The 23,722-nt window shown below is 73.4% G+C and carries 30 protein-coding genes; 18 read left to right on the forward strand and 12 right to left on the reverse strand.

Annotation, left to right across the window (positions count from 1 at the left end; translation table 11 throughout):
- The first annotated feature begins 13 nt into the window (after positions 1-13).
- Genes DQ241_RS12995 through DQ241_RS13010 form a run of 4 tightly spaced genes read left to right on the forward strand, consistent with a single transcriptional unit; the run spans position 14 to position 5,584 of the window.
- On the forward strand, positions 14-1,444 hold the full coding sequence (locus DQ241_RS12995) for a hypothetical protein (RefSeq protein ID WP_113830619.1): 1,431 nt from the start codon (positions 14-16) through the stop codon (positions 1,442-1,444).
- Positions 1,441-3,231: a hypothetical protein gene (locus tag DQ241_RS20605; RefSeq protein ID WP_158545928.1), complete on the forward strand. Its 1,791-nt coding sequence runs from the start codon at positions 1,441-1,443 to the stop codon at positions 3,229-3,231. Before DQ241_RS12995 ends, DQ241_RS20605 begins: the two co-directional genes overlap by 4 nt.
- Positions 3,228-5,168, forward strand: coding sequence for a hypothetical protein (locus DQ241_RS13005; RefSeq protein ID WP_113830620.1), 1,941 nt, complete (start codon positions 3,228-3,230; stop codon positions 5,166-5,168). Before DQ241_RS20605 ends, DQ241_RS13005 begins: the two co-directional genes overlap by 4 nt.
- Positions 5,165-5,584, forward strand: coding sequence for a hypothetical protein (locus DQ241_RS13010; RefSeq protein ID WP_113830621.1), 420 nt, complete (start codon positions 5,165-5,167; stop codon positions 5,582-5,584). The genes DQ241_RS13005 and DQ241_RS13010 overlap by 4 nt, the downstream gene beginning before the upstream one ends.
- Positions 5,585-5,828: 244 nt before the next feature.
- On the opposite strand, the gene DQ241_RS13020 is transcribed toward DQ241_RS13010, so the two are convergent.
- On the reverse strand, positions 5,829-6,383 hold the full coding sequence (locus DQ241_RS13020) for a hypothetical protein (protein WP_113830623.1): 555 nt from the start codon (positions 6,381-6,383) through the stop codon (positions 5,829-5,831).
- An 83-nt stretch (positions 6,384-6,466) separates the two neighbouring features.
- Here DQ241_RS13020 and DQ241_RS13025 point away from each other — a divergent pair, with 83 nt between their 5' ends.
- Positions 6,467-6,964, forward strand: a complete 498-nt coding sequence (locus DQ241_RS13025; RefSeq protein WP_113830624.1) for a hypothetical protein — start codon at positions 6,467-6,469, stop codon at positions 6,962-6,964.
- A gap of 121 nt (positions 6,965-7,085) precedes the next feature.
- Positions 7,086-7,496 (forward strand): hypothetical protein, encoded by a 411-nt coding sequence (locus DQ241_RS13030; RefSeq protein WP_113830625.1) that lies wholly within the window; start codon positions 7,086-7,088, stop codon positions 7,494-7,496.
- A 28-nt stretch (positions 7,497-7,524) separates the two neighbouring features.
- On the opposite strand, the gene DQ241_RS13035 is transcribed toward DQ241_RS13030, so the two are convergent.
- Positions 7,525-8,442, reverse strand: coding sequence for a hypothetical protein (locus DQ241_RS13035; protein ID WP_113830626.1), 918 nt, complete (start codon positions 8,440-8,442; stop codon positions 7,525-7,527).
- A complete protein-coding gene (locus tag DQ241_RS13040; RefSeq protein ID WP_158545929.1) occupies positions 8,439-9,104 on the reverse strand; it encodes a TauD/TfdA family dioxygenase in 666 nt (221 codons plus the stop codon). Before DQ241_RS13040 ends, DQ241_RS13035 begins: the two co-directional genes overlap by 4 nt.
- A 252-nt stretch (positions 9,105-9,356) precedes the next feature.
- Between DQ241_RS13040 and DQ241_RS13045 the strand changes: the two genes are divergently transcribed.
- Positions 9,357-10,082 (forward strand): RtcB family protein, encoded by a 726-nt coding sequence (locus tag DQ241_RS13045; RefSeq protein WP_233492414.1) that lies wholly within the window; start codon positions 9,357-9,359, stop codon positions 10,080-10,082.
- Positions 10,083-10,089: 7 nt separating this feature from the next.
- Here DQ241_RS13045 and DQ241_RS13050 read toward each other — a convergent pair whose 3' ends face one another.
- Positions 10,090-11,277, reverse strand: a complete 1,188-nt coding sequence (locus tag DQ241_RS13050; protein WP_113830628.1) for an NADP-dependent malic enzyme — start codon at positions 11,275-11,277, stop codon at positions 10,090-10,092.
- 45 nt (positions 11,278-11,322) lie between these two features.
- On the opposite strand from DQ241_RS13050, the gene DQ241_RS13055 reads away from it, so the two are divergent.
- On the forward strand, positions 11,323-11,925 hold the full coding sequence (locus DQ241_RS13055) for a dTDP-4-dehydrorhamnose 3,5-epimerase family protein (RefSeq protein WP_113830629.1): 603 nt from the start codon (positions 11,323-11,325) through the stop codon (positions 11,923-11,925).
- Between the two features lie 4 nt (positions 11,926-11,929).
- Here DQ241_RS13055 and DQ241_RS13060 read toward each other — a convergent pair whose 3' ends face one another.
- Positions 11,930-12,298, reverse strand: a complete 369-nt coding sequence (locus tag DQ241_RS13060; protein ID WP_233492415.1) for a S26 family signal peptidase — start codon at positions 12,296-12,298, stop codon at positions 11,930-11,932.
- A gap of 50 nt (positions 12,299-12,348) precedes the next feature.
- On the opposite strand from DQ241_RS13060, the gene sodN reads away from it, so the two are divergent.
- The 5 genes from sodN (at position 12,349) to DQ241_RS13085 (ending at position 15,727) form a co-directional block, all read left to right on the forward strand.
- On the forward strand, positions 12,349-12,753 hold the full coding sequence (gene sodN / locus DQ241_RS13065; protein ID WP_113830630.1) for a superoxide dismutase, Ni: 405 nt from the start codon (positions 12,349-12,351) through the stop codon (positions 12,751-12,753).
- Positions 12,754-12,896: 143 nt separating this feature from the next.
- Entirely contained in the window at positions 12,897-13,562 is a 666-nt protein-coding gene (locus tag DQ241_RS13070; RefSeq protein ID WP_113830631.1) for a phosphatidylserine decarboxylase, read from the forward strand.
- A 12-nt stretch (positions 13,563-13,574) separates the two neighbouring features.
- Positions 13,575-14,375, forward strand: coding sequence for a CDP-diacylglycerol--serine O-phosphatidyltransferase (gene pssA, locus DQ241_RS13075; RefSeq protein WP_113830632.1), 801 nt, complete (start codon positions 13,575-13,577; stop codon positions 14,373-14,375).
- Between the two features lie 13 nt (positions 14,376-14,388).
- On the forward strand, positions 14,389-14,868 hold the full coding sequence (locus DQ241_RS13080; RefSeq protein WP_113830633.1) for a GNAT family N-acetyltransferase: 480 nt from the start codon (positions 14,389-14,391) through the stop codon (positions 14,866-14,868).
- Between the two features lie 76 nt (positions 14,869-14,944).
- Positions 14,945-15,727 carry an HAD-IIA family hydrolase gene (locus DQ241_RS13085; protein WP_113830634.1) on the forward strand — a complete coding sequence of 261 codons (783 nt, stop codon included), beginning with the start codon at positions 14,945-14,947 and terminating at the stop codon, positions 15,725-15,727.
- A gap of 5 nt (positions 15,728-15,732) precedes the next feature.
- On the opposite strand, the gene DQ241_RS13090 is transcribed toward DQ241_RS13085, so the two are convergent.
- The gene (locus DQ241_RS13090; RefSeq protein WP_233492416.1) at positions 15,733-16,203 is read right to left on the reverse strand and encodes a hypothetical protein; all 471 of its coding nucleotides are present in this window, start codon (positions 16,201-16,203) and stop codon (positions 15,733-15,735) included.
- An 82-nt stretch (positions 16,204-16,285) separates the two neighbouring features.
- Here DQ241_RS13090 and DQ241_RS13095 point away from each other — a divergent pair, with 82 nt between their 5' ends.
- The gene (locus DQ241_RS13095) at positions 16,286-17,308 is read left to right on the forward strand and encodes a diacylglycerol kinase family protein (RefSeq protein WP_113830635.1); all 1,023 of its coding nucleotides are present in this window, start codon (positions 16,286-16,288) and stop codon (positions 17,306-17,308) included.
- Between the two features lie 292 nt (positions 17,309-17,600).
- On the forward strand, positions 17,601-17,852 hold the full coding sequence (locus DQ241_RS13100) for a WhiB family transcriptional regulator (protein ID WP_113830636.1): 252 nt from the start codon (positions 17,601-17,603) through the stop codon (positions 17,850-17,852).
- A gap of 78 nt (positions 17,853-17,930) precedes the next feature.
- Here DQ241_RS13100 and DQ241_RS13105 read toward each other — a convergent pair whose 3' ends face one another.
- Positions 17,931-19,412 carry a sensor histidine kinase gene (locus DQ241_RS13105; RefSeq protein ID WP_113830637.1) on the reverse strand — a complete coding sequence of 494 codons (1,482 nt, stop codon included), beginning with the start codon at positions 19,410-19,412 and terminating at the stop codon, positions 17,931-17,933.
- A 27-nt stretch (positions 19,413-19,439) separates the two neighbouring features.
- On the opposite strand from DQ241_RS13105, the gene DQ241_RS13110 reads away from it, so the two are divergent.
- On the forward strand, positions 19,440-19,937 hold the full coding sequence (locus DQ241_RS13110; protein WP_113830638.1) for a GNAT family N-acetyltransferase: 498 nt from the start codon (positions 19,440-19,442) through the stop codon (positions 19,935-19,937).
- A 4-nt stretch (positions 19,938-19,941) separates the two neighbouring features.
- On the opposite strand, the gene DQ241_RS13115 is transcribed toward DQ241_RS13110, so the two are convergent.
- On the reverse strand, positions 19,942-20,163 hold the full coding sequence (locus DQ241_RS13115) for a biotin/lipoyl-binding carrier protein (RefSeq protein ID WP_113830639.1): 222 nt from the start codon (positions 20,161-20,163) through the stop codon (positions 19,942-19,944).
- Positions 20,164-20,216: 53 nt separating this feature from the next.
- On the reverse strand, positions 20,217-21,257 hold the full coding sequence (locus tag DQ241_RS13120; protein WP_113830640.1) for a biotin carboxylase N-terminal domain-containing protein: 1,041 nt from the start codon (positions 21,255-21,257) through the stop codon (positions 20,217-20,219).
- Between the two features lie 172 nt (positions 21,258-21,429).
- Between DQ241_RS13120 and DQ241_RS21465 the strand changes: the two genes are divergently transcribed.
- Positions 21,430-21,504, forward strand: a complete 75-nt coding sequence (locus tag DQ241_RS21465; protein WP_099459150.1) for a 50S ribosomal protein bL37 — start codon at positions 21,430-21,432, stop codon at positions 21,502-21,504.
- Positions 21,505-21,615: 111 nt separating this feature from the next.
- Here DQ241_RS21465 and rsrA read toward each other — a convergent pair whose 3' ends face one another.
- Complete coding sequence (rsrA, locus tag DQ241_RS13130; RefSeq protein WP_113830641.1) at positions 21,616-21,945, reverse strand: mycothiol system anti-sigma-R factor; 330 nt, start codon at positions 21,943-21,945, stop codon at positions 21,616-21,618.
- A complete protein-coding gene (locus tag DQ241_RS13135) occupies positions 21,945-22,631 on the reverse strand; it encodes a sigma-70 family RNA polymerase sigma factor (protein ID WP_113830642.1) in 687 nt (228 codons plus the stop codon). The genes rsrA and DQ241_RS13135 overlap by 1 nt, the downstream gene beginning before the upstream one ends.
- 206 nt (positions 22,632-22,837) lie before the next feature.
- On the opposite strand from DQ241_RS13135, the gene ybaK reads away from it, so the two are divergent.
- Positions 22,838-23,311 carry a Cys-tRNA(Pro) deacylase gene (gene ybaK, locus DQ241_RS13140; RefSeq protein WP_113830643.1) on the forward strand — a complete coding sequence of 158 codons (474 nt, stop codon included), beginning with the start codon at positions 22,838-22,840 and terminating at the stop codon, positions 23,309-23,311.
- A gap of 3 nt (positions 23,312-23,314) precedes the next feature.
- Here ybaK and DQ241_RS13145 read toward each other — a convergent pair whose 3' ends face one another.
- Positions 23,315-23,701 (reverse strand): nuclear transport factor 2 family protein, encoded by a 387-nt coding sequence (locus tag DQ241_RS13145; protein ID WP_113830644.1) that lies wholly within the window; start codon positions 23,699-23,701, stop codon positions 23,315-23,317.
- Positions 23,702-23,722 lie beyond the last annotated feature (21 nt).

Consider the following 23,722-nt stretch of genomic DNA (forward strand, 5'->3'; position numbering starts at 1 on the left):
CGGGAGGTGGGCCGTGCCCTATCGGGTCCTGAAGTGGAAGCCGGAGTACGCAGCAGACGCAGGGTTCGCACCCGACCCGCGGGCACTCAGGGTCGGTGGCCTGCCCACGGTCTTCGACGACGACCAGCGCCCGGTCGCGGACGTCAACCACTGGCTCCTCGGGCTCGCCTCCTCGCACAGCCCGGACACCTGGGAGACGTACGCCCGGGAGGTCGTCAGGCTGGCCGCGCACTTCGAGGAGGAGTTCGGCGTCGGCCTCCTCGCCGATGAGGTCCTCCTCGATGGCGACGAGATGCTGCGCACCTACCAGCTCAAGTGCACCGGGGTCGACCAGGAGGACCGCAGCGCGGATCCGGTCGGCGATGCGGCAAGCACGATCGGGAAGCGGCGCGCTGCGATCACCAGCTTCTACCGGTGGGCCGTACGCGCGCGGCGCATCACCGAGCTGCCGTTCAGCACGAAGACGGTGCAGACCCGCTGGGGGCCGGTGGAGGTCGTTGCCGGCCTCGACGGCGGCCGCCGCAGCAGGTCCGAACGCGAGCCCATCCCAAGCGACCAGCAGGAACGCTTCCTGCGCGTGGGGCTACTCGGGGAGCTGCCAGACGGCGGCGGGCCAGACCCCACCTTCCAGGGGTACCTCACCGCGCAGCGGAACGCCGCCGGCGTCGGACTGGGCCTGGCGGCCGGGCTCCGGCACAGCGAGGTCCTGGCCTTCACGATCTTCGAGCTGCCCCCGCCGCACCCCGACGGGTTCACTCCCCTCGCGGTCGCCGACCAGACCGCCAAGAACGACTCCGGTCGTCGGGCGATCGCCTTCTCGGACTGGCTGCGCCCTGTGCACGCCTACGTCCGCGGCGATCGGCGCAACATCGCGCGGAACGCGACCTGGCGGCCCCAGCGGCCGCTGGAAGTGGTGGTCGAGCGCACCAACCGGCGCGAGGTCACCTTCTGCGTCGACAGCCGACAGCGCACGGAGAAGTGGAACGACCTCGACCTCGCGGCCCGCCGCCGCCTCGTGTTGCCTGGCGGAGGCTCCCCGCTGGTGCTGCTCAACCACCGCACCGCCAACGGCGCACCGTTGACGAACCCGACGGCGCTGAACGAGGCCCTTGCCCTGGCCGGCTCCCGATGCGCGGCGCTGTGGGGCGACCTGCACTGGTCCTACAGCATGCACCACCTGAGACACACCTACGCGACGGCGTTGACGCGCTTCCTCGCCGCCCGTAGAGAGCACATCGCCGCCTTCGTCGCGGCGCACGGCCGCCGGCCGGTGTGGGCCGAGCTCGTGACCCACGAGAACACCGGCCTGCTGGTACAGGAGTCACTGGGCCACGCTGGCCCTGACACGACGTTGATCTACCAGCATGCGGCGCTGTGGGACCTGCTCCTGTCGGTCAACGCGGACCCCCAGCACAACCCCGCTCTCCGCGAGGAGGTCGGGTGAGGGACCCGCACCGCGGCCTGGCCTCGGAACCGTCGGACGTACCGGTGGGCATCCTGCTGACCGCCGACGGTCACACCAGCCTGCTGGACTTCGCCGTCGTCCCCGCTTCTCCGCTGCGCCAGCAGCTGCGCGACGCGACCCTGCCGCTGTTCGTCGACCGGGGCGGCGAGCTCAAGAGCCCGGGGTCAGGCCGCATGTACCTCTCCGCGGCCCGCCTGGTCGGTGACCGCCTGGCCGCCCACTCGACGGACCCTCCCGACGCCGCCACGCTGCAGGTCGGTCACGTGCACGCGGCCCTCTTCGCCGACCTCACCACCCCGGTTCCCGTCCGCACCGTCCTGGCCCGGCGGCTGCTGCTGAACGCGGCACTGACGGCGGGCAACGACGCCCTGGTCCGCTACCTGCGCAACCTCACGTTGTTCGGCTACGCGAAGCCGTCCAAGCCGTACACCCCGGCGGAGCTCGACTGCGTCATTGACTGGTGCAAGGACCGCCTGTCGGCGCTGTTCTCCCGGCGCAACGCGACTCTCCGGCTGCTGGGGGTAGGGCCCGATGCGCCGGACGAGGAGGCGATCGCCGCCGCACAGCGGATCCTCGACGTGGAGCCCCCTCCGCACGACGGCGCGGCCACCGTGGCGGCGAAGCGATGGTGGAGCGCCTGGGTCCTCGTTCACGCCTTCGACGAGCGGGTCGCCGCGGACCGCACCGGTCGAGCCGCCGCCATCGAGGCGCTGTTCCCCGACGTGCAGGACGCACTCGCCGCGACGCTCCTGGTGATCAACGAGTACGGGGCGGAGGGGCAGGTCCTGGCCAGCATGGACGTCACCGACGTCCGGCGACTGCCCGGCCGCTCCTCGGTCATGGAGATCGCCGGGGTGAAGGCGCGGGCCGACCGGGCTGTGAGCCGCCGGGGCAACGCCGTCAGCACTTGGAGCGGTGGCCGGGTACTGGAGCGGTGGATCGACCTGACCGCACCGGCTCGTCGCTGGACCGGCACGGAGCATGTGTGGCTGTGGCGGTCGAAGGCCCGGGACGGACGCACGAGCGTGAAGACGGTTCGGCTCCCGGTGCTCACCTACGTCCCGTCGCGGCCGCTGGTGCAGGAAGGCCACGAGGGCATCGAGGGCCCCGACGGCGCGCGCCTCCGGCTGAGCACGAGACGGATGCGCAAGTCGTGGGCGGAGCGCAGCGAGCGCGCGCTGGGGCCCGGGGTCGCCGGCCGGCTGGACCCCAACCACAGCCGCCTCAGCGCCTGGGCGATGTACCGCAGTGCCGCCCTCAGTCCCGACGAGCGCCAGGCCGTGATCGCCGAGGCGCAGGACGATCTGCTGGGCCTGGTCCGCAGCTCGCAACTGGTGATCGACGCGGATCTTCAGCGCGACGAGGTGCTCGCCCTCCTGGTGGACCACGGGGTGGACCCGGCGACCGCCGAGCGCATCGTGCGCGGCGAGGGCGACGACAGCGGTACCGCCACCTGCCGCAACGCGCGCCAGGCCCCCGGCCAGGCGGTCGGCACCCTGTGCCGGCAGACGCCGTTCGCGTGCCTGCTCTGCGAGAACGCGATCCACACCCGCCACCACCTGCCGGTGATCCTGGCCTTGAGCGACAGCATCGACGCGGAGCGCCGGCAGATGGCCGCCGAGCAGTTCGTGCAGCGCTGGGGTGGCGTCGACATCGGTGTCCAGCACGTCCTGTCGCGGTTCTCCGACCGGGCGAAGCAGGACGCCGCGCGGGAGATCGCCGAAGCCCAGCACCGCATCGAGCGCCTGAAGGAGGTCTACACGTGACGGTCATCCCGCTGCGACGGACATCGGCGAGCCGGTTCAGCGGACGCCCGCTGGCCGACCTGCTCGGTGAGCCGGTATCGGGCGTCTACGACGACGATTCCTGGGACATTTCCGGCCACCGGGACACCGCGTCCAGCGTGCGGCGGCGCCTGCACTTCGGCGGCATCCCCGCGCATCTACGGGACGCCCTGAAGGAGCTGTTCATCCTCGCGACGCGCCCGTTCTTGCACACCGAGGTGACCACCGAACTGACGGGGCGCAAGCCGAAGGACCTCAAGACCGTCGAGCGCTGGCTCGCCGGGCTGACGGTGGACCTGGCCTGGCTACACGCACGGGCGGGCAGCCTGGCGGCGGTGACCCAGGAGGACTACGACGCCTGGAAGGACGAGAGCGGTCTGCGCCCGAACTACCGCCGCATCAGCGCCCTGAAGTCGTTCGCGCTCTACGCCCGGGCGATGAGCCCCGGCGTGGACCGGCTCACGCACGAACCGTGGCCCGGCGTCAGCGGCCTGAGCCTCGGGGGCGGTGTCGCCGCAGCGCGTCGGCGGGTGAACAGCACCGCACCCCTGTCGGTGGCCGACGTGCTGGGGCCGTGGCTGACCCTGGGGATGTTCCTGGTGGAGCACGGGCACGCCATCCTGGACCGGCATGAGGCGATGCAGCGGAACCGGGCCGCCCAACCCCTCCTGGTCGTCGACGCCCAGGGCCGGGAGGTGGTGTGGCTCGACCGGGACGGCTTCGAGGCGCAGGGCAGCGAGCTGCTCGGTCAGGTTGCCGGCGCTTGCCTGTTCGTGACGGCGGCCTTCACCGGCATGCGCGCCACCGAGCTGGACGCGGTGCCGCGACACAGCCCCCTGGAGGCGATCGAGGTCTCCGGCACCACCAGGTGGCTGCTGCGCAGCTACCTGGTCAAGGGCCTGGAGCGGCCACGCCAGGAGAGGTGGCTGGTGCCGCCAATCGTCGCCGACGCCGTCGGCGTCTTGACCCGGCTCCTGGACGTCAAGGACGTGCCACCGGACCGGCGCTTCGCCGCGACGGGCCAGGCACCGCTCTTCGACCGCAGGGCCGTCCACGGCCAGCGCGACGGCGCCCGGGTGACGGCCCGGCTTGAGCGGGCCATCGACCAGGTGGCCCGCGCCGGCCAGGACCTGGTGCGCCGGGGCATCGTGCCGCCCCTGCCGGTCAAGGACGACGCGGCGACCGCCGCGCTGCTGGCGGCCGACCGACCCGACCGCGCCGCCTGGCTGGCCGTCCTGGTCAAGCCCGACGGCCGTGAGCTGCGGCGGACCTTCGCCCGCATCGTGTCCGCCCGGCCGCACGGGCCGCAGGCGGCGATGGAGCAGTTCAAGTGGCAGCACCCGGAGACCGCCGCGGGGTACTTCCGCGTCGCGCCCGACGCCGTCGCGCTCGGCCAGCGGGAGCTGTACGAGGAGGTCGCGGAGCTGTACGAGAACGTCGTCGTCGACGCGATGGTGGACGAGTTCCACGTCTGGGAGCGGGCCGTGGAGGCCGGCGTTGGGCCCCGGTTGCCGGCCGGGCCCGACGGCCGGCGGAAGCGGGACGTCTTCGCGGCCGTGCACGAGGCCCTGAGCCGGGAGCCGCGCGTGGAAGAAGACGACCGCCGCCTCCGGATGCTGCTGCGCCAGCACGCCCGCGGCATCCGCCTGACCGAGTTCGGCTGGTGCGACTTCGACCCGGACCTCGCTCTATGCGGCGCCGAGGACGGCACCCCGCTGGAGGCCTTCTGCCAGCCCAACCGGTGTCTGAACCACACCACGGTCAGCGCGACGCTCGCCGCCCACCAGGTCAAGCACGACCGGCTGCTCAGCCTCACCCGCGACCGCAGCATGCCCAAGCTCGCCCGCGAGCAGGCCGGCGAGAACGCCGCGCTGATCGAGCGGGACCTCGGCGACCTGATCGAGGTGCAGGGTCGGTGACCGAGCTCGACGACGTCGACCTCGAGCTGCTGACCAGCACCCCCACCCGGCTGCGGGCGACCGCCGCCGCGTTGGCCCTGCTCGTCAGCGGCAAGCGGCCGAGCCTGAGCGAGGTCGCCCGCCTCAGCGGGGTCACCCGGCAGGCCCTCAACAAGGACCACAAGCCGGTCGCCGCCTTCGTGGGTCAGCTCCGCAGCAACTGGCGGCCGGCCCCGGACTCCCCGCACGCCAGGCTCCTCGAGCAGCTGGCGGAGGCGCGTGCCGGGCTCACGCGGGAGCGGGACAAGCGGAAGAAGGCCGAGGAGGAGCGCGACCGGGCGCTGCACCACCTCCAGCTGGCCGAGGCCAGTCTGCAGGCCGAGCGAGACCGCGCCGCACGCCGTGAGATCGTGGCGTTCGACCGGACCCGCGGGTAGCGACGGTGGCGGCGGAGGTGCCCGGCTGGTGCCGGCAGTGCGGTCGCGAGCTGCAGCACGGGCCGCGGCGACAGGGCCGTGCGAGGCAGTACTGCGACGACGCCTGCCGCAAGGCGTTCAGCCGGGCGTCGGGCCTACGCGCAGAGCTGATGCGCGAAGTCGGCCTCCAGCCGCGGCAGGTTGAACGGCTACTCGCCCTCTACCGGGTGGCGGCACGCAAGCATTCCGTGTGAGGCGCGCAGCGTCAGTCCTTGCGCGGCTTCCAGGGCCAACGGAGGTGCCGGCCGCGGCGCGGTCGCTCCAGGAAGCGTGGCTCACTCTCGGGCAGAGTGGCCACGCGGTGGACGGCATCCGCCAGCTCGGCTTCGTACTGGGCGCGGTCGAACCTGACCTGGTCCGGCAGTGAGTCGATGGGCTCCGGGCCCTCGTACCCGTTCTCCCATCGGAACTCCGACCACGTCACTTCCTTCGTCCCCACGTCCAGCTTCGCCGTGACGGCGCCGCAGGCCAGGTCCCCGCACGACCCGCAGACGAGGAGAGGGACTCGACCCGCGTCCAGGTCTGGGCTCGCGCGCCGGCCCAGGAGCGTCTCGACGGCCGGGGCGACAGCGTCCGGCACCCAGTCCCGGTTCAGGTCGGTGACGAGGTTGTCCTGCTCATGGGCCGTGCTCACCAGGGAGACGCCGTCGATGAGGAAGTCCAGGAAGTGCGACTGCGGGTGTCGCCTCACGCGGCCGTCCTGGACGTCGTGCGTGTGGACGGCGGGCCGAAGCCGTAGCGTCGCGAGCTCCGAGGTCACGACAGCAGTATCGCCACGCCATCGTGTCGCACGGTTGAGGCCGGGCTGCGTCAGACCGTTGCAGCCCCTGACATGCTCGCCCGGTGCTGCTGACCTCCCTCGACGGCGCGAGCGTCGAACTCCGGCCGACCCGCTACCAGTTCCCCGCCGCGCCGAAGGAGCCGGGAGACTGGGACGCGAACTGGCTCGAGGTCCACGGCAGGGTGCGGACGGCGGCAGGAGAGTCCTGGAAGTTCGACGACTCCTGCCTCACCACGTGGGAAGCGCGGGAGCTGCGCGACTGGCTCCGGGCGGCTGCCGACGGCCGCGTCGCGGTGACCGAGGCCCCGACCGAGGACTCAGAGGGTCTGCTCACCTTCACGGAGCCCAACCTCGGGTTCAGCGTCGCAGCCGCGGAAGACGACGCCCTGGTCGTCCGCGTCCACCTCTCGCTTGAGTCAGTGGCCGGTCGGCCGGGGGCTGACGAGGAGGCGGGGTACGCCTTCTACGCGTACAGCGTCCCGCTCCGAGTCGGTCGCGAGGATCTGATCGCGGCCGCGAGGACCTGGGAGGACGACCTCACGCCGTTCCCGGAGCGGTGACCGCGTCGGTCTGAGCACGGGTGAATCCCGGTGCGATGTCGGTGCTCACCCGTACCCTCCGGCCGTGCCCAGCGGCGATTCGAGCAGACGCGTGGTCAGCGGTGCGGCGAGGAGTCGGCCGATGACCGACGAGCAGGTGCGGCGCCTGGCCGCGCAGCGGGAAGAGCTGATCGCCACCGGTTGGCTGACGCTCACCGAGCTGGCCGAGCGTCGCGGCGAGCCGGACGTGGGCACCGTCGGCGGCTGGGTGGCCGCTCGCCGGCTGGAGCGGGCTCTGATCGCCCTGGACCCCCGGGACGGCACGATCCGGGTTCCGGCGTTCCAGATCACCGCCGGCGGCGACCCGCGGCCTGAACTGCGGCCTCTGCTGGAGGTGCTGCTCGGCGCCGGCATCGGCGGCTGGGCCGCGTGGGCCTGGCTGACGTCGCCCAGCAGCTTCCTGTCCGGCGACGTGCCCGAGCAGGTGGCCACCACTGACCCGACCCGGGCCCTGAACGCCGCTACGCGGTTCGTGCAAGCCGTCGACGCCTAGCCGCGTTCCGCGGACTCCCCCCAGCCGATCAGTCGTTGCCGTAGTCGTCCGGGTCGGGGTAGTCGGCCATGCTGCCGACATCGGGGAACTGGTCGTCCAGCCCGGCTGCGTCGAGCAGTTCGTAGCCGTCGAGAACGAGGTGGCACCGGGGACAGCTGAAGTAGTCCGAGCCAACGCTGAGGTTGACCCACACGTCGTAGTCCTCCTCGTACGTCCGCTCGTAGTTGACCTCATACGACAAGACCTCCCGGCCCTCGAGGAGGCCGGTGGCCCCGCACGCCGGGCAGGTTGCCTCGGCGTGGTGGCCCAGCCCTGCGGAGGGGTCGGCGGTTGCTGCCCACTCCGCCTCCTGGCGTGCGGTCATGAGGCCCTGCTCGTGCAGGGCGAGCCGCTGCTTGGCTCGACCGATGAGTGCTTCCACGCGCTGCGCTAGGTGCTCACGGTTGCGGGCAAGGTGCTCCTCCACGACCGACACGCGATCGGTACCGACGAGCTCCTCGATCTCCCGGTCCTGCGCGGTGAGCAGGATGACCGCCTGCGCCCAGAACCGGGGCCACCACGCGTGCGGCGGCAGGGGACCGATCGTGGGCGCGCCCCCATGCAGGTACTCGTTGCGCCCCGCCGCGATCAGCTTCGCCTCCTTCAGACTGAACGGTCGGAACGCCTTCGCGCAGCGCGCGAAGACGGTCTTGGCCTGCACCGAGTGGAACGTCGCCTCACCTTCCACCAGGCCACTGGCGATGAGCAGGTTGCTGCCGTCCTCATCGGGTGTGGCGATCAACAGCGGGGACACCCGCGACAGGGCCGCTTTCCCCAGGACCTCAAGCCCCAGCGACGCCCACAGCGCCTGCTCGTCGAAGCTGCGGTGGACTTCGGAGTCCATCGCCCGGTTGATGAACAGGCGCGCCTTCATCCACAGCGCGTCTTCGGTGAACGACGCGGTCATCGCCCCGGCACCCGGTAGGCGATGCGGGTCAACTGGCGATCCCCGTCGTCCTCGGCGACGGCCGCCCGAGCATGGAGGGTGCGCCGGTTCCGGATCACCAGCACCTGGTCGGATGCCGTCCACTCCTGGCGGTAGGCACCGCCGGCCAGCGACTCGAAGTGCCGGACAGCCTCGTGAGCCCGTTCGTCGGCCGGCGTCATGCACCCCGGGTCGTAGCGGTACCCCCCGCGGTCGTCGTACGCGGAGGCGAGGAACCGGTTGCTCCCGCTGGCCACCACGAAGATCCCGCCGGCCAGACAGGGCGGCCGGGCGATGCGGGGGTACGCGGGGTTGGTGATCGTTGACGTCTCGCTCCAGAGCAGCGTCGGCGTCCCGTTCGGCTCGGCGGCGTGGAGGATCACGATGTCTGGCGGCTCCTGCAGATGCGCCCCATCGGTGTGCAGCGGCTGCTGACCCAGCCCATGCACGGCGCTCAACGAGCGCGGGTGCGCATCCTCGGCCGCCGTCGGACGCAGGACGCTCACCGCACCGTCGCCCTTGCGGGTCGCAAGCTCTTCCCACCCCAGCGCCAACGCCCGGCTGCGCAACTGGTACAGCCTGGCGGAGCCCACAGCCCATCCCGACGACGTTGCTGCCTTGACGAGATCGGCGAGGTCGTCCATCACTCTCCTGCGTCTGCGCTCGGGGCCGGGGCGCCCCATCTTCTCCTGCGAGGAGATGGCGCTCGGCGGGTGGCTGCGGTTGCAGAACGTGACCTCCGCACGTCCGGTTCCGTGGACCTACACCGCCTCTTAGGGGAGACCGCCGACAGGTTCGTGGCGCCGCTCCGAACCGGGGGTGGACGAGGGCTCAGGTGGTCAGTGCGTCCGTGCCGGGGGGTTGTCGACGGACTGCAGGTTGTCACCCCTCAACGAGTGGAAAACCACTTCATCGAGGTCAGCGCCGACGAGCACCAGCGGGTGTGGCTGTTCCTGCACTCCGGCAGCCGCGGCGTCGGGAACAGGATCGCCCAGAAGCACATCGCGATCGCGCAGCAGCGGGCCCGCGACGAGCACCTGGACCTCCCCGACCGCGACCTCGCCTGGCTGGACGAGGGGACCCCGGAGTTCGACCGGTACGTCGCCGAGCTGCGGTGGGCGCAGCACTTCGCGCTGCTCAACCGCGAGGAGATGATGGACCGGGTGGCCGACGCGCTCGCCCAGCACATGCGCGCCGACGGCACCCCGGAGCAGGAGCGGATCAACTGCCACCACAACTTCACCCAGCAGGAGCGGCACGACGGCGTGGACCTGTGGGTGACCCGCAAGGGCGCGATCGAGGCGCGGAAGGGGCAGGACGGCCTCATCCCGGGCTCGATGGGGACGGCGAGCTACGTCGTCGTGGGCCGGGGCAACCCGGACTCGCTGAACTCCTCGCCGCACGGCGCCGGCCGGGTGCACTCCCGCGGCTCGGCGCGACGGACCTTCACCCGCGCGCAGCTGGAGCGGGCGATGGAGGGCATCGAGTGGCGGCACTCCGACGCCTTCCTCGACGAGATCCCGGCTGCCTACAAGGACGTGGACGTCGTCATGCGGGACGCCGAGGACCTCGTGGAGATCCGGCACACCCTCCACCAGCTGGTCAACGTGAAGGGCGACTGAGCAGGGCTCAGACCGTGACACCCTGCTCGCGGGCGCGGGCGGCCACGGCCTCGGCCACCGCGGTGGCCACCCGCCGGTCCAGCGGGCTGGGGACGATGTGGTCGGGCCGCAGCTCGTCGGCCACCACGCCGGCGATCGCGTCGGCGGCCGCCAGCTTCATCTCCTCGGTGATCGCGGTGGCACCGGCGTCGATCGCCCCGCGGAAGACCCCGGGGAAGGCGAGCACGTTGTTGATCTGGTTCGGCAGGTCGCTGCGCCCGGTGGCGACGACGGCGGCGTGCCGCGCCGCCATCTCGGGATCGACCTCCGGGGTCGGGTTGGCCAGCGAGAAGACGATCGCGTCGTCGGCCATGGAGGCGATCGCCGCCTCGGGCACCGAGCCGCCCGAGACCCCCAGGTAGACGTCGGCCCCCTCGAGCGCGGAGACCATCGAGCCGGCGAAGCCGGCCGGGTTGGTGTTCTCGACCAGCCACTGCTTCGTCCCGGCCAGTTCGCGGCCCGGGTGCAGGATGCCCTGCGAGTCGGCCACCGCGATCTCGCCGACGCCGGCCTCGAGCAGGATCTTCGTGCACGCCACCCCGGCGGCCCCGGCCCCGGACACCACCACCCGCAGGTCGCCGATCCGGCGGCCGGTCACCGTCGCGGCGTTGCGGAGCGCGGCCAGCACGACGATCGCCGTCCCGTGCTGGTCGTCGTGCATCACGGGGATGCTCAGCCGCTCGCGCAGCCGGTCCTCGATCTCGAAGCAGCGCGGCGCGCTGATGTCCTCGAGGTTGATGCCGCCGAAGGACGGGGCCATGGCGACGACGGCGTCGACGATCTCGTCGACGTCGGTCGTGCCGAGCACGATCGGGACGGCGTTCAGGCCGCCGAACTCGGCGAACAGGCAGGCCTTGCCCTCCATGACCGGCAGCGACGCGGCCGGTCCGATGTCCCCCAGCCCCAGGACCGCCGTTCCGTCGGAGACGACGGCGACGACCCGGGAGGCCCAGGTGAAGCGCCGGGCCAGCCCGGGCTCGGCGGCGATGGCGCTGGAGACCCGCGCGACCCCCGGCGTGTAGGTGAGCGCCAGGTCTGCCACGGACTCGATGCGGCGGTTCGGTACCACCGAGAGCTTCCCGCCCTCGTGCACCGCGAACGCCGGGTCGTCGGCGAAGCGGTCGGGTCGTGCGCCGGAGGACTCGTTGCCGCTCATGGACTCCGAAGCGTAGCCACCGGCATGTCCCGATACCGTGCCGGTGTGGAGATCCATGAGCTCGCCGTCCCCGACAGCTTCGCCTTCGACCTGGTGCCGCACGGCGACGCACGCGGGCGGTTCACGGAGTGGTACCGGGCGGACGCGCTGTCCGAGGCCGTCGGCCACCCGCTGACGCTCGTCCAGGCCAACCACAGCGTCTCGGCGCGCGGCGTGCTCCGCGGCGTCCACTTCGCCCTGGTCCCCCCCGGCCAGGCCAAGTACGTCTACTGCCCGGCGGGGCGGGTGCTCGACGTGGTCGTGGACGTCCGGGTCGGGTCCCCCACGTTCGGCGTCCACGACGTCGTCGAGCTGGACAGCGAGAAGCCGCGGGCGGTCTACCTCGCCGAGGGCCTGGGCCACGCGTTCGTGTCGCTGGCCGACGGCAGCTCGGTCACCTACCTCGTCACGAGCGGGTACGACCCCGCGCGGGAGTTCGGCATCCACCCGCTGGACCCCGACCTGGCGCTGCCCTGGCCCACCGACGTGGAGTTCGAGCTGTCGGCCAAGGACCAGGCCGCGCCGACCCTCGACCAGGCGCGGGAGCAGGGGCTGCTGCCCACCTACGAGGAGTGCACCGCGCGCTACGCGCAGCTGCGCGGGGCCTGACCGCTCAGAGCTCCGGCGCCGGGGGCACGCGACCGGGCCGCGGCCACAGCCGGCCGACCACCCGGCCGACGACGACCGCCGGCCCGAACGCGCGGCTGTCGTCGGTGCGGAACGGGTTGTCCCCCTCCACCCAGTGGCCGCCGGCCACGCTGCTCCGCACACGCTTCACGACGAGCAGCCCGGGGCGGGACGGGAAACGGGCCAGGACCACGGCGCCATCTGGCACCGCGGTGCCGGGGCGGACCCGGCGGGCCAGCAGCAGGTCGCCGTCGCGCACCGTCGGGGACATGGACGGGCCGCTGACCCGCACCCGCACCCACGGCGTGGCCAGGCCGCGTTCCCGCTGGTCGCTCCCGCTGTCGCCGCCGCTCACCGGGAGTAGGGTCGCAGACGAACCGACCCACGAAACCGGAGGCTGAATCCATGCGCCTGTTCCGCATGTTCTCCGCCGTGGAGGCCACCGCGCACTGCGACCTCCCCTGCGGCGTGTACGACCCGGCCCAGGCCCGCATCGAGGCCGAGTCCGTCAAGGCCATCCAGGAGAAGTACCAGGCCAGCGACGACGAGGTCTTCAAGATGCGCGCCGTCCTGATCAAGGAGGCGCGCGCCGACCTGGTCAAGCACCACCTGTGGGTGCTCTGGACCGACTACTTCAAGCCCCCGCACTTCGAGAAGTACCCGCACCTGCACGAGCTGTTCAACAAGGCCACCAAGCAGGCCGGTGCCGCGGGCGGCAAGGGCAGCATGGACCCCGCCGAGGGCCAGAAGCTGCTCGACTACATCGCCGAGATCGACAAGATCTTCTGGGAGACCAAGGCCGCGGCCTGATCCCTGCCACGCGTCGGACGGCGCCGGTCGACACCTGTCGGCCGGCGCCGTTCCGCGTCCGGGGCCGCGAACGGAGCGGCCGGCGGCGGCCGTCCGGTCGCGGCCGTACCGACCCGGGAGGCGGCCGGTACGGTTTGGCCACGATGCGCATCGATCCGGCCGGGTGGCCGTTCCTCGCCGGGCCCCTGGCCCCCGCCGCCGTCCTGGCGACGACGGGGCGCGCCACGGGACGACGCGGCCTGCGGCTCGCCGCCTGGCCGTTCGTCGCCCTCTCCGCCTACATGGCGCTGTTCTTCCGCGACCCCGACCGGCGCTGCGACGCGGTGCCGCCCGACGCCGACGACGTCCTCTCCCCCGCCGACGGCGTGGTGATGGTCGCCGGCGAGCCGCAGGAGGGCGTCGCGCCCGAGGGCGAGTGGCAGCAGGTGAGCGTCTTCCTCTCCGTGGTGGACGTGCACGTCAACCGCTCCCCGTTCCACGGCGAGGTGGTGGAGAGCTCCTACCGCCCGGGCAGCTTCCTGGCCGCCTACCGCAAGGAGTCCGCGCACCGGAACGAGCGCAGCGAGCTGTGGCTGCGCGAGGGCGACCGCACGGTCGTCTTCCGGCAGATCGTCGGCGTCCTGGCCCGGCGGATCGTGACCCGCACCGGCGTCGGGCGGCGGCTGGCCACGGGCGAGCGCATGGGGCTGATGAAGTTCGGCTCCCGCATGGACGTGTTCGTCCCGCCGGAGTGCGAGATCACGGTGCGCACCGGGCAGCGCGTGCGCGGCGGCGAGACCGTCATCGCCCGCTTCCCGGCCGCCGGCTGAGAGGCCGCGCCGATGCCCCCCACCCGGCGCACGGCCACCGTGGAGTTCGTCCGCGGCTCGGTCCGCGGCACCCGCCGGCGCGCGCTGGCCACGCTGCCCAGCCTCTTCACGCTGGCCAACATGCTCTGCGGCTTCGGCGCCATCCTCGTGTCGATCCGCGGCGACCACGGGCTGGCCTCGGTGCTCATCGGCCTGTCGGTCCTGTTCGACATCACCGACGGCGCCGTCGCGCGCCTGGTCGGGGCGGTGACGCCGTTCGGTCTGCAGTTCGACTCGCTGGCCGACCTGGTGTCCTTCGGCCTGGCACCGGCGCTGGTCGCCTTCACGCTGTTCTCCGAGGGCCGGGACGAGTGGGACCCGCTGGGCTGGGTGGTCTGCTTCCTGTGGGTCGCCTGCGCCGCCATCCGGCTGGCCCGGTTCAACACCACCATCGACCCGACGGCGGACAAGCGGTACTTCACCGGCCTGCCCAGCCCGGGTGCGGCCGGCGTCGTGCTGGCCTCGGTCGCCGCGTTCGGCGAGCAGATGCACGGCCGCGACCGGCTGTGGGTGCTGCTCGTGCTCGCCGTCCCGGCCCTGCTCATGGTGAGCACGGTGCGCTTCCGCTCGTTCCGGTCGCTGGTCAGCCCGCGCAGCGGCAAGCCCTACGGGATGATCGCCCTGGCGCTGGTGCTCGTCGTCGGGTTCGCGCTGGAGCCGGCGACCACGGGCCTGGTGCTGGCCTACGGCTACCTGTTCTCGCCGGTCCTGGTGCCCGTGCTGGCACCGCTGGGCCGGCTGCTGCCCGCCCGCCTCAAGGAGGCGCTGTCATGACGGAGGCCCGGCCGTGACCGTGCGCCCGATCCGCCCCGGCGACGTCCCGGCCGTGGTGGCCCTCGTCCGGGAGCTGGCCGACTACGAGAAGGCGCTGCACGAGGTGCAGCTGACGGAGGACCAGCTCACCGAGCGGCTCTTCGGGGGCTCCCCCGCCCTCTTCGGCCACGTCGCGGTGGCCGACGACGAGGTCGTCGGCATGGCGCTGTGGTTCCTCAACTTCTCCACCTGGCGGGGCACCCACGGCATCTACCTCGAGGACCTGTACGTGCAGCCCCAGCACCGCGGCACCGGCCTGGGCAAGGAGCTGCTGCGCACGCTCGCGGAGGTCTGCGTCGAGCGCGGATACGCGCGGCTGGAGTGGTCGGTGCTGGACTGGAACACCCCGTCTATCGAGTTCTACCGGGCCGCCGGCGCCGTGCCGATGGACGAGTGGACGGTCTTCCGGCTCACCGACGACGCCCTCGCCACGTTCGCCGCGCGAGGGGCCTGATCACCTCAAGACGGCGCGCTGACCTGCCGATACCCGGCACGAGAGCCCGGCCGACCGGGCACGAGCGGAGGAACCGATGACCACCGAGCGCAGGCCGGTCGAGTGCTGGCTCACCGACATGGACGGCGTCCTCGTGCACGAGGAGAAGGCGCTGCCCGGCGCCGCCGAGTTCCTGGAGCGGCTGGTCGACCGCGGCCGCCGGTTCCTCGTGCTCACGAACAACTCGATCTTCACCCCGCGCGACCTCGCGGCCCGGCTGTCCCGCACCGGGCTGCACGTGCCGGAGGAGTCGATCTGGACCTCGGCCCTGGCGACGGCGGACTTCCTGCACACCCAGCTGCCCGGCGGCTCGGCCTACGTCATCGGCGAGGCCGGCCTGACGACGGCGCTGCACGAGGTCGGCTACGTCATGACCGACTCCGACCCGGACTACGTCGTCCTCGGCGAGACCCGCACCTACTCCTTCGAGGCCATCACCCGCGCCATCCGCCTGATCGGGAAGGGCGCGCGGTTCATCGCCACCAACCCCGACGTCACCGGCCCCTCCCCCGAGGGCCCGCTGCCGGCCACCGGGTCGGTCGCCGCGATGATCACCCGCGCGACCGGCGCCGAGCCGTACTTCGTGGGCAAGCCGAACCCGATGATGTTCCGCAGCGCCATGAACCGGATCGAGGCGCACTCGGAGAGCACGATCATGGTCGGCGACCGCATGGACACCGACGTGGTCGCCGGCATCGAGGCCGGGCTGGAGACGGTGCTCGTGCTGTCCGGGTCGACCGCGGCCGCCGACGTCTCGCGCTTCCCGTTCCGGCCGAGCCGGATCTGCGACTCGATCGCCGACGTCATCGACCTCGTCTAGCGGCGTCAGCGGCCCTCGAACGCCTCGCGCGCCTCGGGGGTCATGAGCAGGTAGAGCGTCGCAGCCACCAGGGCGAGCACCGGCACGCCGATCTCGGGGCGGCCGGCCTGGAAGGCGGCCACGAAGCCGGACAGCCCGAAGAACACCTGCAGGGCGATCACCGGTCCGCGGGCCCAGCCCGACAGCCGGGACAGCCCCGTGGCCGCGGCCGCGAGCACCCCGGCGACCAGCCAGGCGAGCACGACCTCGGCCAGCGCGCGCGGCACGCTGTCGGGGTCGCCGGTGAGGGTGAGCCACAGGAGGACCAGCCCGAGGACGGCGAGCGCGCCGGCCTCGACGGCGACCACGAGCGCGGCCTGGCGCACGGACCGCGGGGCCCCCGGCCGGGCACGGTCGGGGCGGGGGGCGGGCGCCGGAGCGGACGCGCCGAACAGCCGGTCGGCCAGCCGGCGAGGGGGGCGGTTCTGCTCGCTCACGGCGCCGAGGTTACGCGGCGACCCCCCGGGGACCGGCGGGTTCGCCCGGTCCCGGGCCGGGCCCCTGGTTAGCCTGGGAACCATGCGCGCGCTCGTGGTGGTCAACCCGGCGGCGACGACCACCACCGCCAAGATGCGGGACGTCCTCGTCGGGGCACTGGCCAGCGAGCTCAAGGTGGACGTCGCCGAGACCGGCCACCGCGGCCACGGCCGGGAGCTCGCCGCCCGCGCGGCCGCCGACGGGATGGACCTCGTGGTCACCCTCGGCGGCGACGGCACGGTGAACGAGGTGGTCAACGGGCTGCTCGAGCGCGGGCCGAGCCCGCACCTGCCCACGCTCGCCGTCGTCCCCGGCGGCTCCACCAACGTCTTCGCCCGCGCCCTGGGCCGGTCCCGCGACCCGGTCGAGGCGACCGCCGAGATCCTGGCGTCGATCCGCGCCGGGCGCACCCGGCTGGTGTCGCTGGGCACGGCGTCGGCCGGCGGCACCAGCACCGCCCCGCTGGCGGGCGGGGACCCGTCGGCGGCCGCCCGCGCCGCGACCGCCGACGCGGCGGCCGACCCGGGGTGGACGCCGGAGCGCTGGTTCGTCTTCGCCGCCGGCCTGGGCTTCGACGCCGAGGTCATCGCCCGCGTCGAGGCCCAGCGCGCGCGTGGCCGGCGTTCCACCGGTGCGCTCTACGTCCGGGAGGGGACCGCCGCGTTCCTGCTCGGCCGGGAGCGCCGCCGTCCCGCCATGACGCTGCACGTACCCGGCCAGGAGCCGGTCCAGCAGCTGTTCCTCTGCCTGATCTCCAACGTCAGCCCGTGGACCTACCTGGGCGCGCGGCCGGTGAACCCGACCCCGGAGGCCTCCTTCGAGACCGGCCTGGACGTCTTCGCCCTGGGGCGCATGCACACCCTCGGCATGCTGCGCACGCTGCGCCAGACGCTGGCGGCCCGGCCGGTGCTCCGCGGCCGCGGCCTGCACCGCTGGCACGACCTCCCGGAGCTGACGCTGACCGCCGTCCGGCCCCAGGGCTGGCAGGTCGACGGAGAGCACCTCGGCACCGCCACCGGCCTGCGGATCCGCTCCGTCCCGGCCGCCCTGCGCGTCGTCTCCTGACCGCTACCTGAAGAGGTTCCGGAACGCGCTAACCCACCCGAGTGGCACGCCTACCACGGCCGTGGTGAGCTTGCTCACGCGGGGGTCGGCGCTGACCTGGTTTCGCTTGACAGGCGACGGTCCCGTGAAAGCATCGCTGCTGGAACGCAACTTGCCGGTAACAAAGCAGGCAGTCGCTGCCGCCATGGCGCTGGAGACCCCGGTGTCGGCTCGGCGGTGTCGGCTCGGCGCAGGCGAACCTGGCACGGCGACTGACGTACCAACCGTAGACGACACCGAGGAGTACACCGCCATGGACTGGCGCCACCGCGCGCTCTGCCGGGACGAGGATCCGGAGCTGTTCTTCCCGATCGGGACGACCGGCCCCGCGATCGTCCAGATCGAGCAGGCGAAGGCAGTGTGCCAGCGCTGCCCGGTCGTGCAGTCGTGCCTGGACTGGGCTCTCCGCTCCGGTCAGGACTCCGGCGTCTGGGGTGGGCTCTCCGAGGACGAGCGGCGCGCGCTCAAGCGGCGCCAGGCTCGGACCCGGGTGCACACCGCCTGATCCGGCGCACACCGCGGCTTCACCGCACGCACCGCCACGAGGCCGGTCCGGGACTTCCCGGACCGGCCTCGGCGCATCTCAGCGCCGTGAGCCCGCCGCCCCCGGCAGCCGCAGCACCACCTCGGTGCCGACGCCCTCCCCCGGGGAGCCCATCGCCAGCGTGCCGCCGAGCTCGCCCACGATCAGCGTCCGCACGATCTGCAGGCCCAGCCCGTCGCTCTGCGCGACGTCGAAGCCGTCGGGCAGCCCGCGGCCGTCGTCCCGCACCCGGACCACCAGGTCGTCCCCGGACCGTTCCGCGACCAGCTCGATGGCGCCCGGCTCCCCGTCGGGGAAGGCGTGCTCGGCGGCGTTGTGCAGCAGCTCGGTCACCGCGAGGACCAGCGGCGTCGCCGCCTCGGCCGGCAGCTCGCCGAACGACCCCGTGCGGCGCGTGCGGGCGGCCGGGCCGACCGAGGTGAGGTCGCCCAGCATCGGCAGCACCTGGTCCAGGACGTCGTCCACGTCGACGACGTCCTCCCGGCTGCCGGCCAGCGTCTCGTGCACGACCGCGATCGACGCCACCCGGCGCACCGATTCCTCCAGCGCCGCGCGCGCGGCCGGCTCGGTCATCCGGCGGGCCTGCAGCCGCAGCAGGGCGGCGACGGTCTGCAGGTTGTTCTTCACGCGGTGGTGGATCTCGCGGATCGTCGCGTCCTTGGTGAGCAGCGCCCGGTCGCGGCGGCGCACGTCGGTGACGTCGCGCACCAGCACCAGCGCGCCTTCCTCCACCCCCGGCGCCTGCAGCGGCAGGGCCCGGACCAGCATCGTGGCCGAGTCGCCCTCGACGTCCATGGGATCGGGGAACCGGCCGGCCACCGCGGCGGCGATGCCGGCGGCCACCGCCTCGCCCACCACGCGGTCCGCGGCGACCGTGCGGGTCACCGCGGCCAGGTCCTGCCCCACGAGGTCGCCCTCGACGCCGATCCGGCGGTAGGCCGACAGGGCGTTGGGGCTGGCGTAGACCGCCCGTCCCCGGCCGTCCAGCCGGACCAGCCCGTCGCCGACGCGGGGGCTCATCTCGGCGTCCTGCAGCTTCTCCGGCGGAAAGGTCCCGGCCGACACCATGAGGCAGAGGTCCGCGGCGATGTCGAGGTAGGTCAGCTCCAGCGTCGACGGCGACCGCGTGACGGCCAGGTTGGTGTCCTTGGCCAGGACGGCGACCACGACCCCGTCGTGCCGGACCGGGATGACCTCCCGCCGCCGCGGGGCGACACCCGACCAGTCCGGCTCCCCCTCGGTGACCGGGCGGCCCTCGCGGTGGGCCAGGACGAACGGCTGCGCGGCCTCGGCCTCCACCTCGGTGCCGACCAGGTCCTCCGGCCGGCTCGTGGGGGCGGTGAGCGGGCGGACCTGCGCGACGCACCACCAGGCGCCGGTGGGCAGCGGCACCCAGAGCGTGAGGTCGGCGAAGGACAGGTCGGCCAGCAGCTGCCAGTCGGCCACCAGCCGCCGGGAGTGGTCGACCTGCGAGGGGTGCGACGCCGACCCCCGGGTCAGGCGTTCGGAGAGGCTGCTCATGGTGGCGCCGAGCCTAGGCTGCACGGCGTGGTCGACGTCTCCCCGCTCCGGATCGAGCCCGCCGTCCCCGCCGACTACGCGCGCATCGCCGAGCTCACCGTGTCCGTCTACGCCGACGGCGGCCTGGCCTCACCCGCCTACCACCCGGAGCTGGCCGACGTCGCCGGGCGGGCGGGCCGCGCGCAGCTGCTGGTGGTCCGCGACGGGAGCGACCGGATCATCGGCAGCGTCGCCCTCGTGCTGGACGGCGACTTCGGCGAGGTCACCGAGTCCGACGACGAGGCCGCCGTCCGGATGCTCGTGGTCGACCCGGCCGCGCAGGGCCGCGGCATCGGCGAACGGCTGATGACCGAGTGCCTCGACCGGGCGCGGGCGGCCGGCAAGAAGCGGATGGTGCTCTCGACCGGGCCGCTGATGACCGCGGCGCACCGGCTCTACGAACGGCTGGGCTTCACCCGGCTGCCGGAGCGGGACTGGACCCCGGTGCCCGGCATCGACCTGCGGGTCTACGAGCTGGAGCTCTGACCGCTCAGTCGGCCACGGTGGCGATGAGGTCGCCCTCCTGGAGGACCTCGCCCTCGACCACGTGCAGCTCCTGGACCGTCCCCGAGCGCTCGGTGAGGACGGGGATCTCCATCTTCATCGACTCGAGGATGACCAGCGTGTCGCCGGCCGCCACCTGCGCCCCGGGGGTGACCAGCACCTTCCAGACGCTGGACACCATCTCGGCGTGGATCTCCTCGACCGCCACCGGGCACCCTCCGTCGTCCGCCGTCCTGCCGTGCTCATCCAAGCACTCCGACGTCAGGCGCTGGGTACCGCGCTGCCTTCGGCGAGCCGACCCAGCACCGCGCAGACCTCGGGGCCGTCGTGCGGCACCCCGACGTCGGCGACCTCGGTCAGCGCGCGGGACGCGGCCCGAGCCGCCGTGGCGGTGTCCGGCGCCGCGGCGCTGACGGTGGCCAGCAGCGCGTCGTACCAGCCGTCGAGGCGGTCACCGCGCTCGTACCCGCTGACCGCCACCACCTCCTCCGGGCCGGCGGTGCGACGGCGGCCGGTGCCGGGCAGCCGGCCGGTGATGCGTCCCTCGGTCCCGGGCGGCAGGGTCGAGCGCAGCTGCACCGCGACCGCGGCCTGCCACTCCCGGGACCCCGGCCGGCCCTCGGCGCGCGGACCGGCCGCGCTGCGCAGCGCGAGCTCGACCGCGTCGACGCCGTGCGCCCGTTCCAGGACCGCCATGTCGAGGGAGAACCCGGCGGCCACCTCGGCCAGCTCCCCGTCGGGCGCGATCCCGACGGTCACCAGACCCCGCCAGCCGACCTCCGCCAGCCGACCCGCCGCGGCGGGGACCGAGGTCCGCTCCTCCGGCGTCCACGACACCCGGGCGATGCCGGCGGCGCGGTCGCGGGAGACCGGCGTCGGGAAGCGCAGGCCCTCCTCGGTGACCCAGGCCAGCAGACCGCGCTCGCTGGCCGGCTCCACGCCGTCGCCCCCGAGCCGCTCGAGGACGTCCGGGTCCGGCCCCACCCACACCAGGCCCGCGTCGAGGACGGCGGCCGCCAGCCGGGCGTTGCCCGCCAGCGCCGGCGGGACGGGGAGGACGGCGGTGACCCCGCTGCGCCGCGCCGCCTCCACGATGCGGTCGACGGCGAGGTAGGACTCGCTGGCCGGCGCGGGCCCGAGCAGGACCGCGTCGTCGGCCAGGCGCACGTGCCGCGCCGACCGCTCCGCCTCGGAGTGCACCGCGACCGCCTTGACGCCGAGCCGCTCGCAGGCCTGCACGACCCCGCAGGCGGCCGGCCCCCGGCCGGCCACCAGAACGCTCTCGATCCCCAGGTTCGCCACCGGTGCTCCTCCTGCGTGTCCCCCGTCCAGCGCACGACCGGACCGCCCCGTGAGAGGCTTACCCCGTCAGCTTGGCGGCTCCGGTGATGCCGCGCACCCTACGTGCGCCGTCGTCCCGGTCCGCGATCCACCGGGTTCGCAGAGCCCACCGGTCACGAGAGGAGGGCAGCGAATGTCGAAGCGAGGTCGCAAGCGTCGCTCCCGCAAGGGGAGCAAGGCCAACCACGGCAAGCGTCCCAACGCCTGAGGAAACCCCCCTGCCCCCCACGGCTCGCACGCTCGCCGCGGGACCCTGCAGGGGGCCGAACGCCCCGCCCCCGCTGTCGCGGGTGGCGGGGCGTTCGTCGTTCTCCGGCCGCTACTCGGCGGTGCGCTCGACGGAGATGCGCTCGACGCTGACCTGGGTGCCGTCCTCCTCGAAGGAGACGGTGGTCAGCTGCAGCTTGATCCGCTCGCGCAGCGACGGCGGCGGGACGTCGCCGCCGCAGCGGCGGCGCACCAGCGCCTTGAACTCCTGCTCGATGCCGAACTCCCGCAGGCACGAGGAGCAGTCCTCGAGGTGCTCGGCGATGACTCCCCTGCGGGCGTCGCTGGTCTCGTGGTCGAGGAACTCGAAGACGTGCGTGAGGACGTCGTCGCACGAGTTGATCTCGATCGGCTCGCCGGCCTGCGGAGCGTCGTCGCTCATCAGTGGCTCGCCTCCTCACCGGCTCCGGCGCGGACGAAGCCGCGCTCACGGGCGTAGTCGGCCAGCAGCTTCTGCAGCCCGCGGCGGCCGCGGTGCAGCCGGGACATCACCGTGCCGATGGGCGTGCCCATGATCTCGGCGATCTCCTTGTAGGCGAACCCCTCGACGTCGGCCAGGTAGACGGCCAGCCGGAAGTCCTCCGGCAGCTGCTGGAGGGCCTCCTTGATGTCGGAGTCCGGCAGGTGGTCCAGCGCCTCGATCTCGGCCGACCGCAGCCCGCTGGAGCTGTGCTCCTCGGCCGCGTACAGCTGCCAGTCCTGGACCTGGTCGGTCGGGTACTGCTGCGGCTGCCGCTGCTTCTTGCGGTAGCTGTTGATGTAGGTGTTGGTCAAGATCCGGTACAGCCACGCCTTGAGGTTGGTGCCCTCGGCGAACTGGTGGAAGGCCGAGTACGCCTTCACGAAGGTCTCCTGGACCAGGTCCTCGGCGTCGGCCGGGTTGCGGGTCATCCGCAGCGCGGCCGGGTAGAGCTGGTCGAGGAAGGGCAGGGCGTCGCGCTCGAAGCGCGCGTCCCGCTCGGCACGGGTCTCGGCGACCTCGGTGCGGCTGCCGCCCTCGCGGGCCTCGGGCACCTCCACCGGGCCGGGGATCTGACCGGGGTTCTCGACCGCGGACTCCTCAGGCACCGACCGTCCTCTCCGGTGCCCCGTGACGCGGGGCACCACGTCGGTCGATCCTAGCCGCGCCGCGTCCGGGCGGCCCGGGGGACGCCGGTTCGCGGCCCGCTGGCGGGGCGTCGAGACGGTGCTGCTCACGGCCGGTGCAACGGAGCCGCAGGTCGGGCGCATTCCCCCGCGAGCAGATCCGGTCTGCCCCGATACAGTGCCCCGCCGTGGCGGCGACCCCGGCGGTGCGGACCCTGGAACGGGCGGAGGTGGCGCACACCCTGCACCCCTACGACCCCGAGCACCCCTCCGACCAGGGGCACGGCGAGGCCGCCGTGGCCGCGCTCGGCGCCGACCCGCGCCAGGTGTTCAAGACGCTGGTGGCCCGGGTCGACGGCGCGCTGACCGTGGCCGTCGTCCCGGTGTCCGGCACCCTCGACCTCAAGGCCCTGGCCGGCGCCGTCGGCGGCCGCAGGGCGGCGATGGCCGATCCGGCCGACGCCGAGCGGACGACGGGCTACGTTCTGGGTGGCATCAGCCCGCTCGGCCAGAAGAAGGCGCTGCCGACCGTCGTGGACGAGTCGGCGCTGGCCTTCCCGACGGTGATGGTGAGCGCCGGCAGGCGTGGCCTGCAGGTGGAGCTGGCCCCCGGCGACCTGGTGCGGCTCACCCGGGCCCGCACCGCACCGATCGGCCGCTGACGGTCAGCGGTCCGGGTCGTCCTCGGCGGTGAACGGCCTGCCCGGCCAGTAGGCCCACTCCTCGAACTCCTCGACCCGGCCGTCGGGTGCGAAGCCCAGCACCCAGAGGTCGCGGTACTCCTGCTCGACCGGATCGCCGTACCGCACCTCGAGCCGCACGACCGCCCGGCGGCCCTCGACCGCGACCGGCTCGGCGGCGACCGTGAACGACTGCCCCTGGTCGGCCAGCCAGAAGGCCCGGATCTCGGCGTGCCCGACCTTGGGCTCCGAGTAGGGCGAGGTCCGGTAGCGGGCGTCCTGGGTGAACAGCCCGGCGACGGCGGAGAGGTCACCCCCGCGCCACGCGCGCTCGTACTCCCCCACCCACCGCAGCACGCCGTCCCGGTCCACGCCGGCACGCTGCCACAGGCT

The organism is Blastococcus sp. TF02A-30 (assembly GCF_003319185.1).
GTDB lineage: Bacteria > Actinomycetota > Actinomycetes > Mycobacteriales > Geodermatophilaceae > Blastococcus.

What these genes read in the sequence shown, in the direction of transcription:
- DQ241_RS13030 (WP_113830625.1), top strand. Translation starts at nt 7,086, where the DNA reads ATGACCGACGAGCAGGTGCGGCGCCTGGCCGCGCAGCGGGAAGAGCTG.
- DQ241_RS13035 (WP_113830626.1), bottom strand. Translation starts at nt 8,442, where the DNA reads ATGACCGCGTCGTTCACCGAAGACGCGCTGTGGATGAAGGCGCGCCTG.
- DQ241_RS13040 (WP_158545929.1), bottom strand. Translation starts at nt 9,104, where the DNA reads ATGGACGACCTCGCCGATCTCGTCAAGGCAGCAACGTCGTCGGGATGG.
- DQ241_RS13050 (WP_113830628.1), bottom strand. Translation starts at nt 11,277, where the DNA reads ATGAGCGGCAACGAGTCCTCCGGCGCACGACCCGACCGCTTCGCCGAC.
- sodN (WP_113830630.1), top strand. Translation starts at nt 12,349, where the DNA reads ATGCGCCTGTTCCGCATGTTCTCCGCCGTGGAGGCCACCGCGCACTGC.
- DQ241_RS13070 (WP_113830631.1), top strand. Translation starts at nt 12,897, where the DNA reads ATGCGCATCGATCCGGCCGGGTGGCCGTTCCTCGCCGGGCCCCTGGCC.
- pssA (WP_113830632.1), top strand. Translation starts at nt 13,575, where the DNA reads ATGCCCCCCACCCGGCGCACGGCCACCGTGGAGTTCGTCCGCGGCTCG.
- DQ241_RS13085 (WP_113830634.1), top strand. Translation starts at nt 14,945, where the DNA reads ATGACCACCGAGCGCAGGCCGGTCGAGTGCTGGCTCACCGACATGGAC.
- DQ241_RS13095 (WP_113830635.1), top strand. Translation starts at nt 16,286, where the DNA reads ATGCGCGCGCTCGTGGTGGTCAACCCGGCGGCGACGACCACCACCGCC.
- DQ241_RS13100 (WP_113830636.1), top strand. Translation starts at nt 17,601, where the DNA reads ATGGACTGGCGCCACCGCGCGCTCTGCCGGGACGAGGATCCGGAGCTG.
- DQ241_RS13105 (WP_113830637.1), bottom strand. Translation starts at nt 19,412, where the DNA reads ATGAGCAGCCTCTCCGAACGCCTGACCCGGGGGTCGGCGTCGCACCCC.
- rsrA (WP_113830641.1), bottom strand. Translation starts at nt 21,945, where the DNA reads ATGAGCGACGACGCTCCGCAGGCCGGCGAGCCGATCGAGATCAACTCG.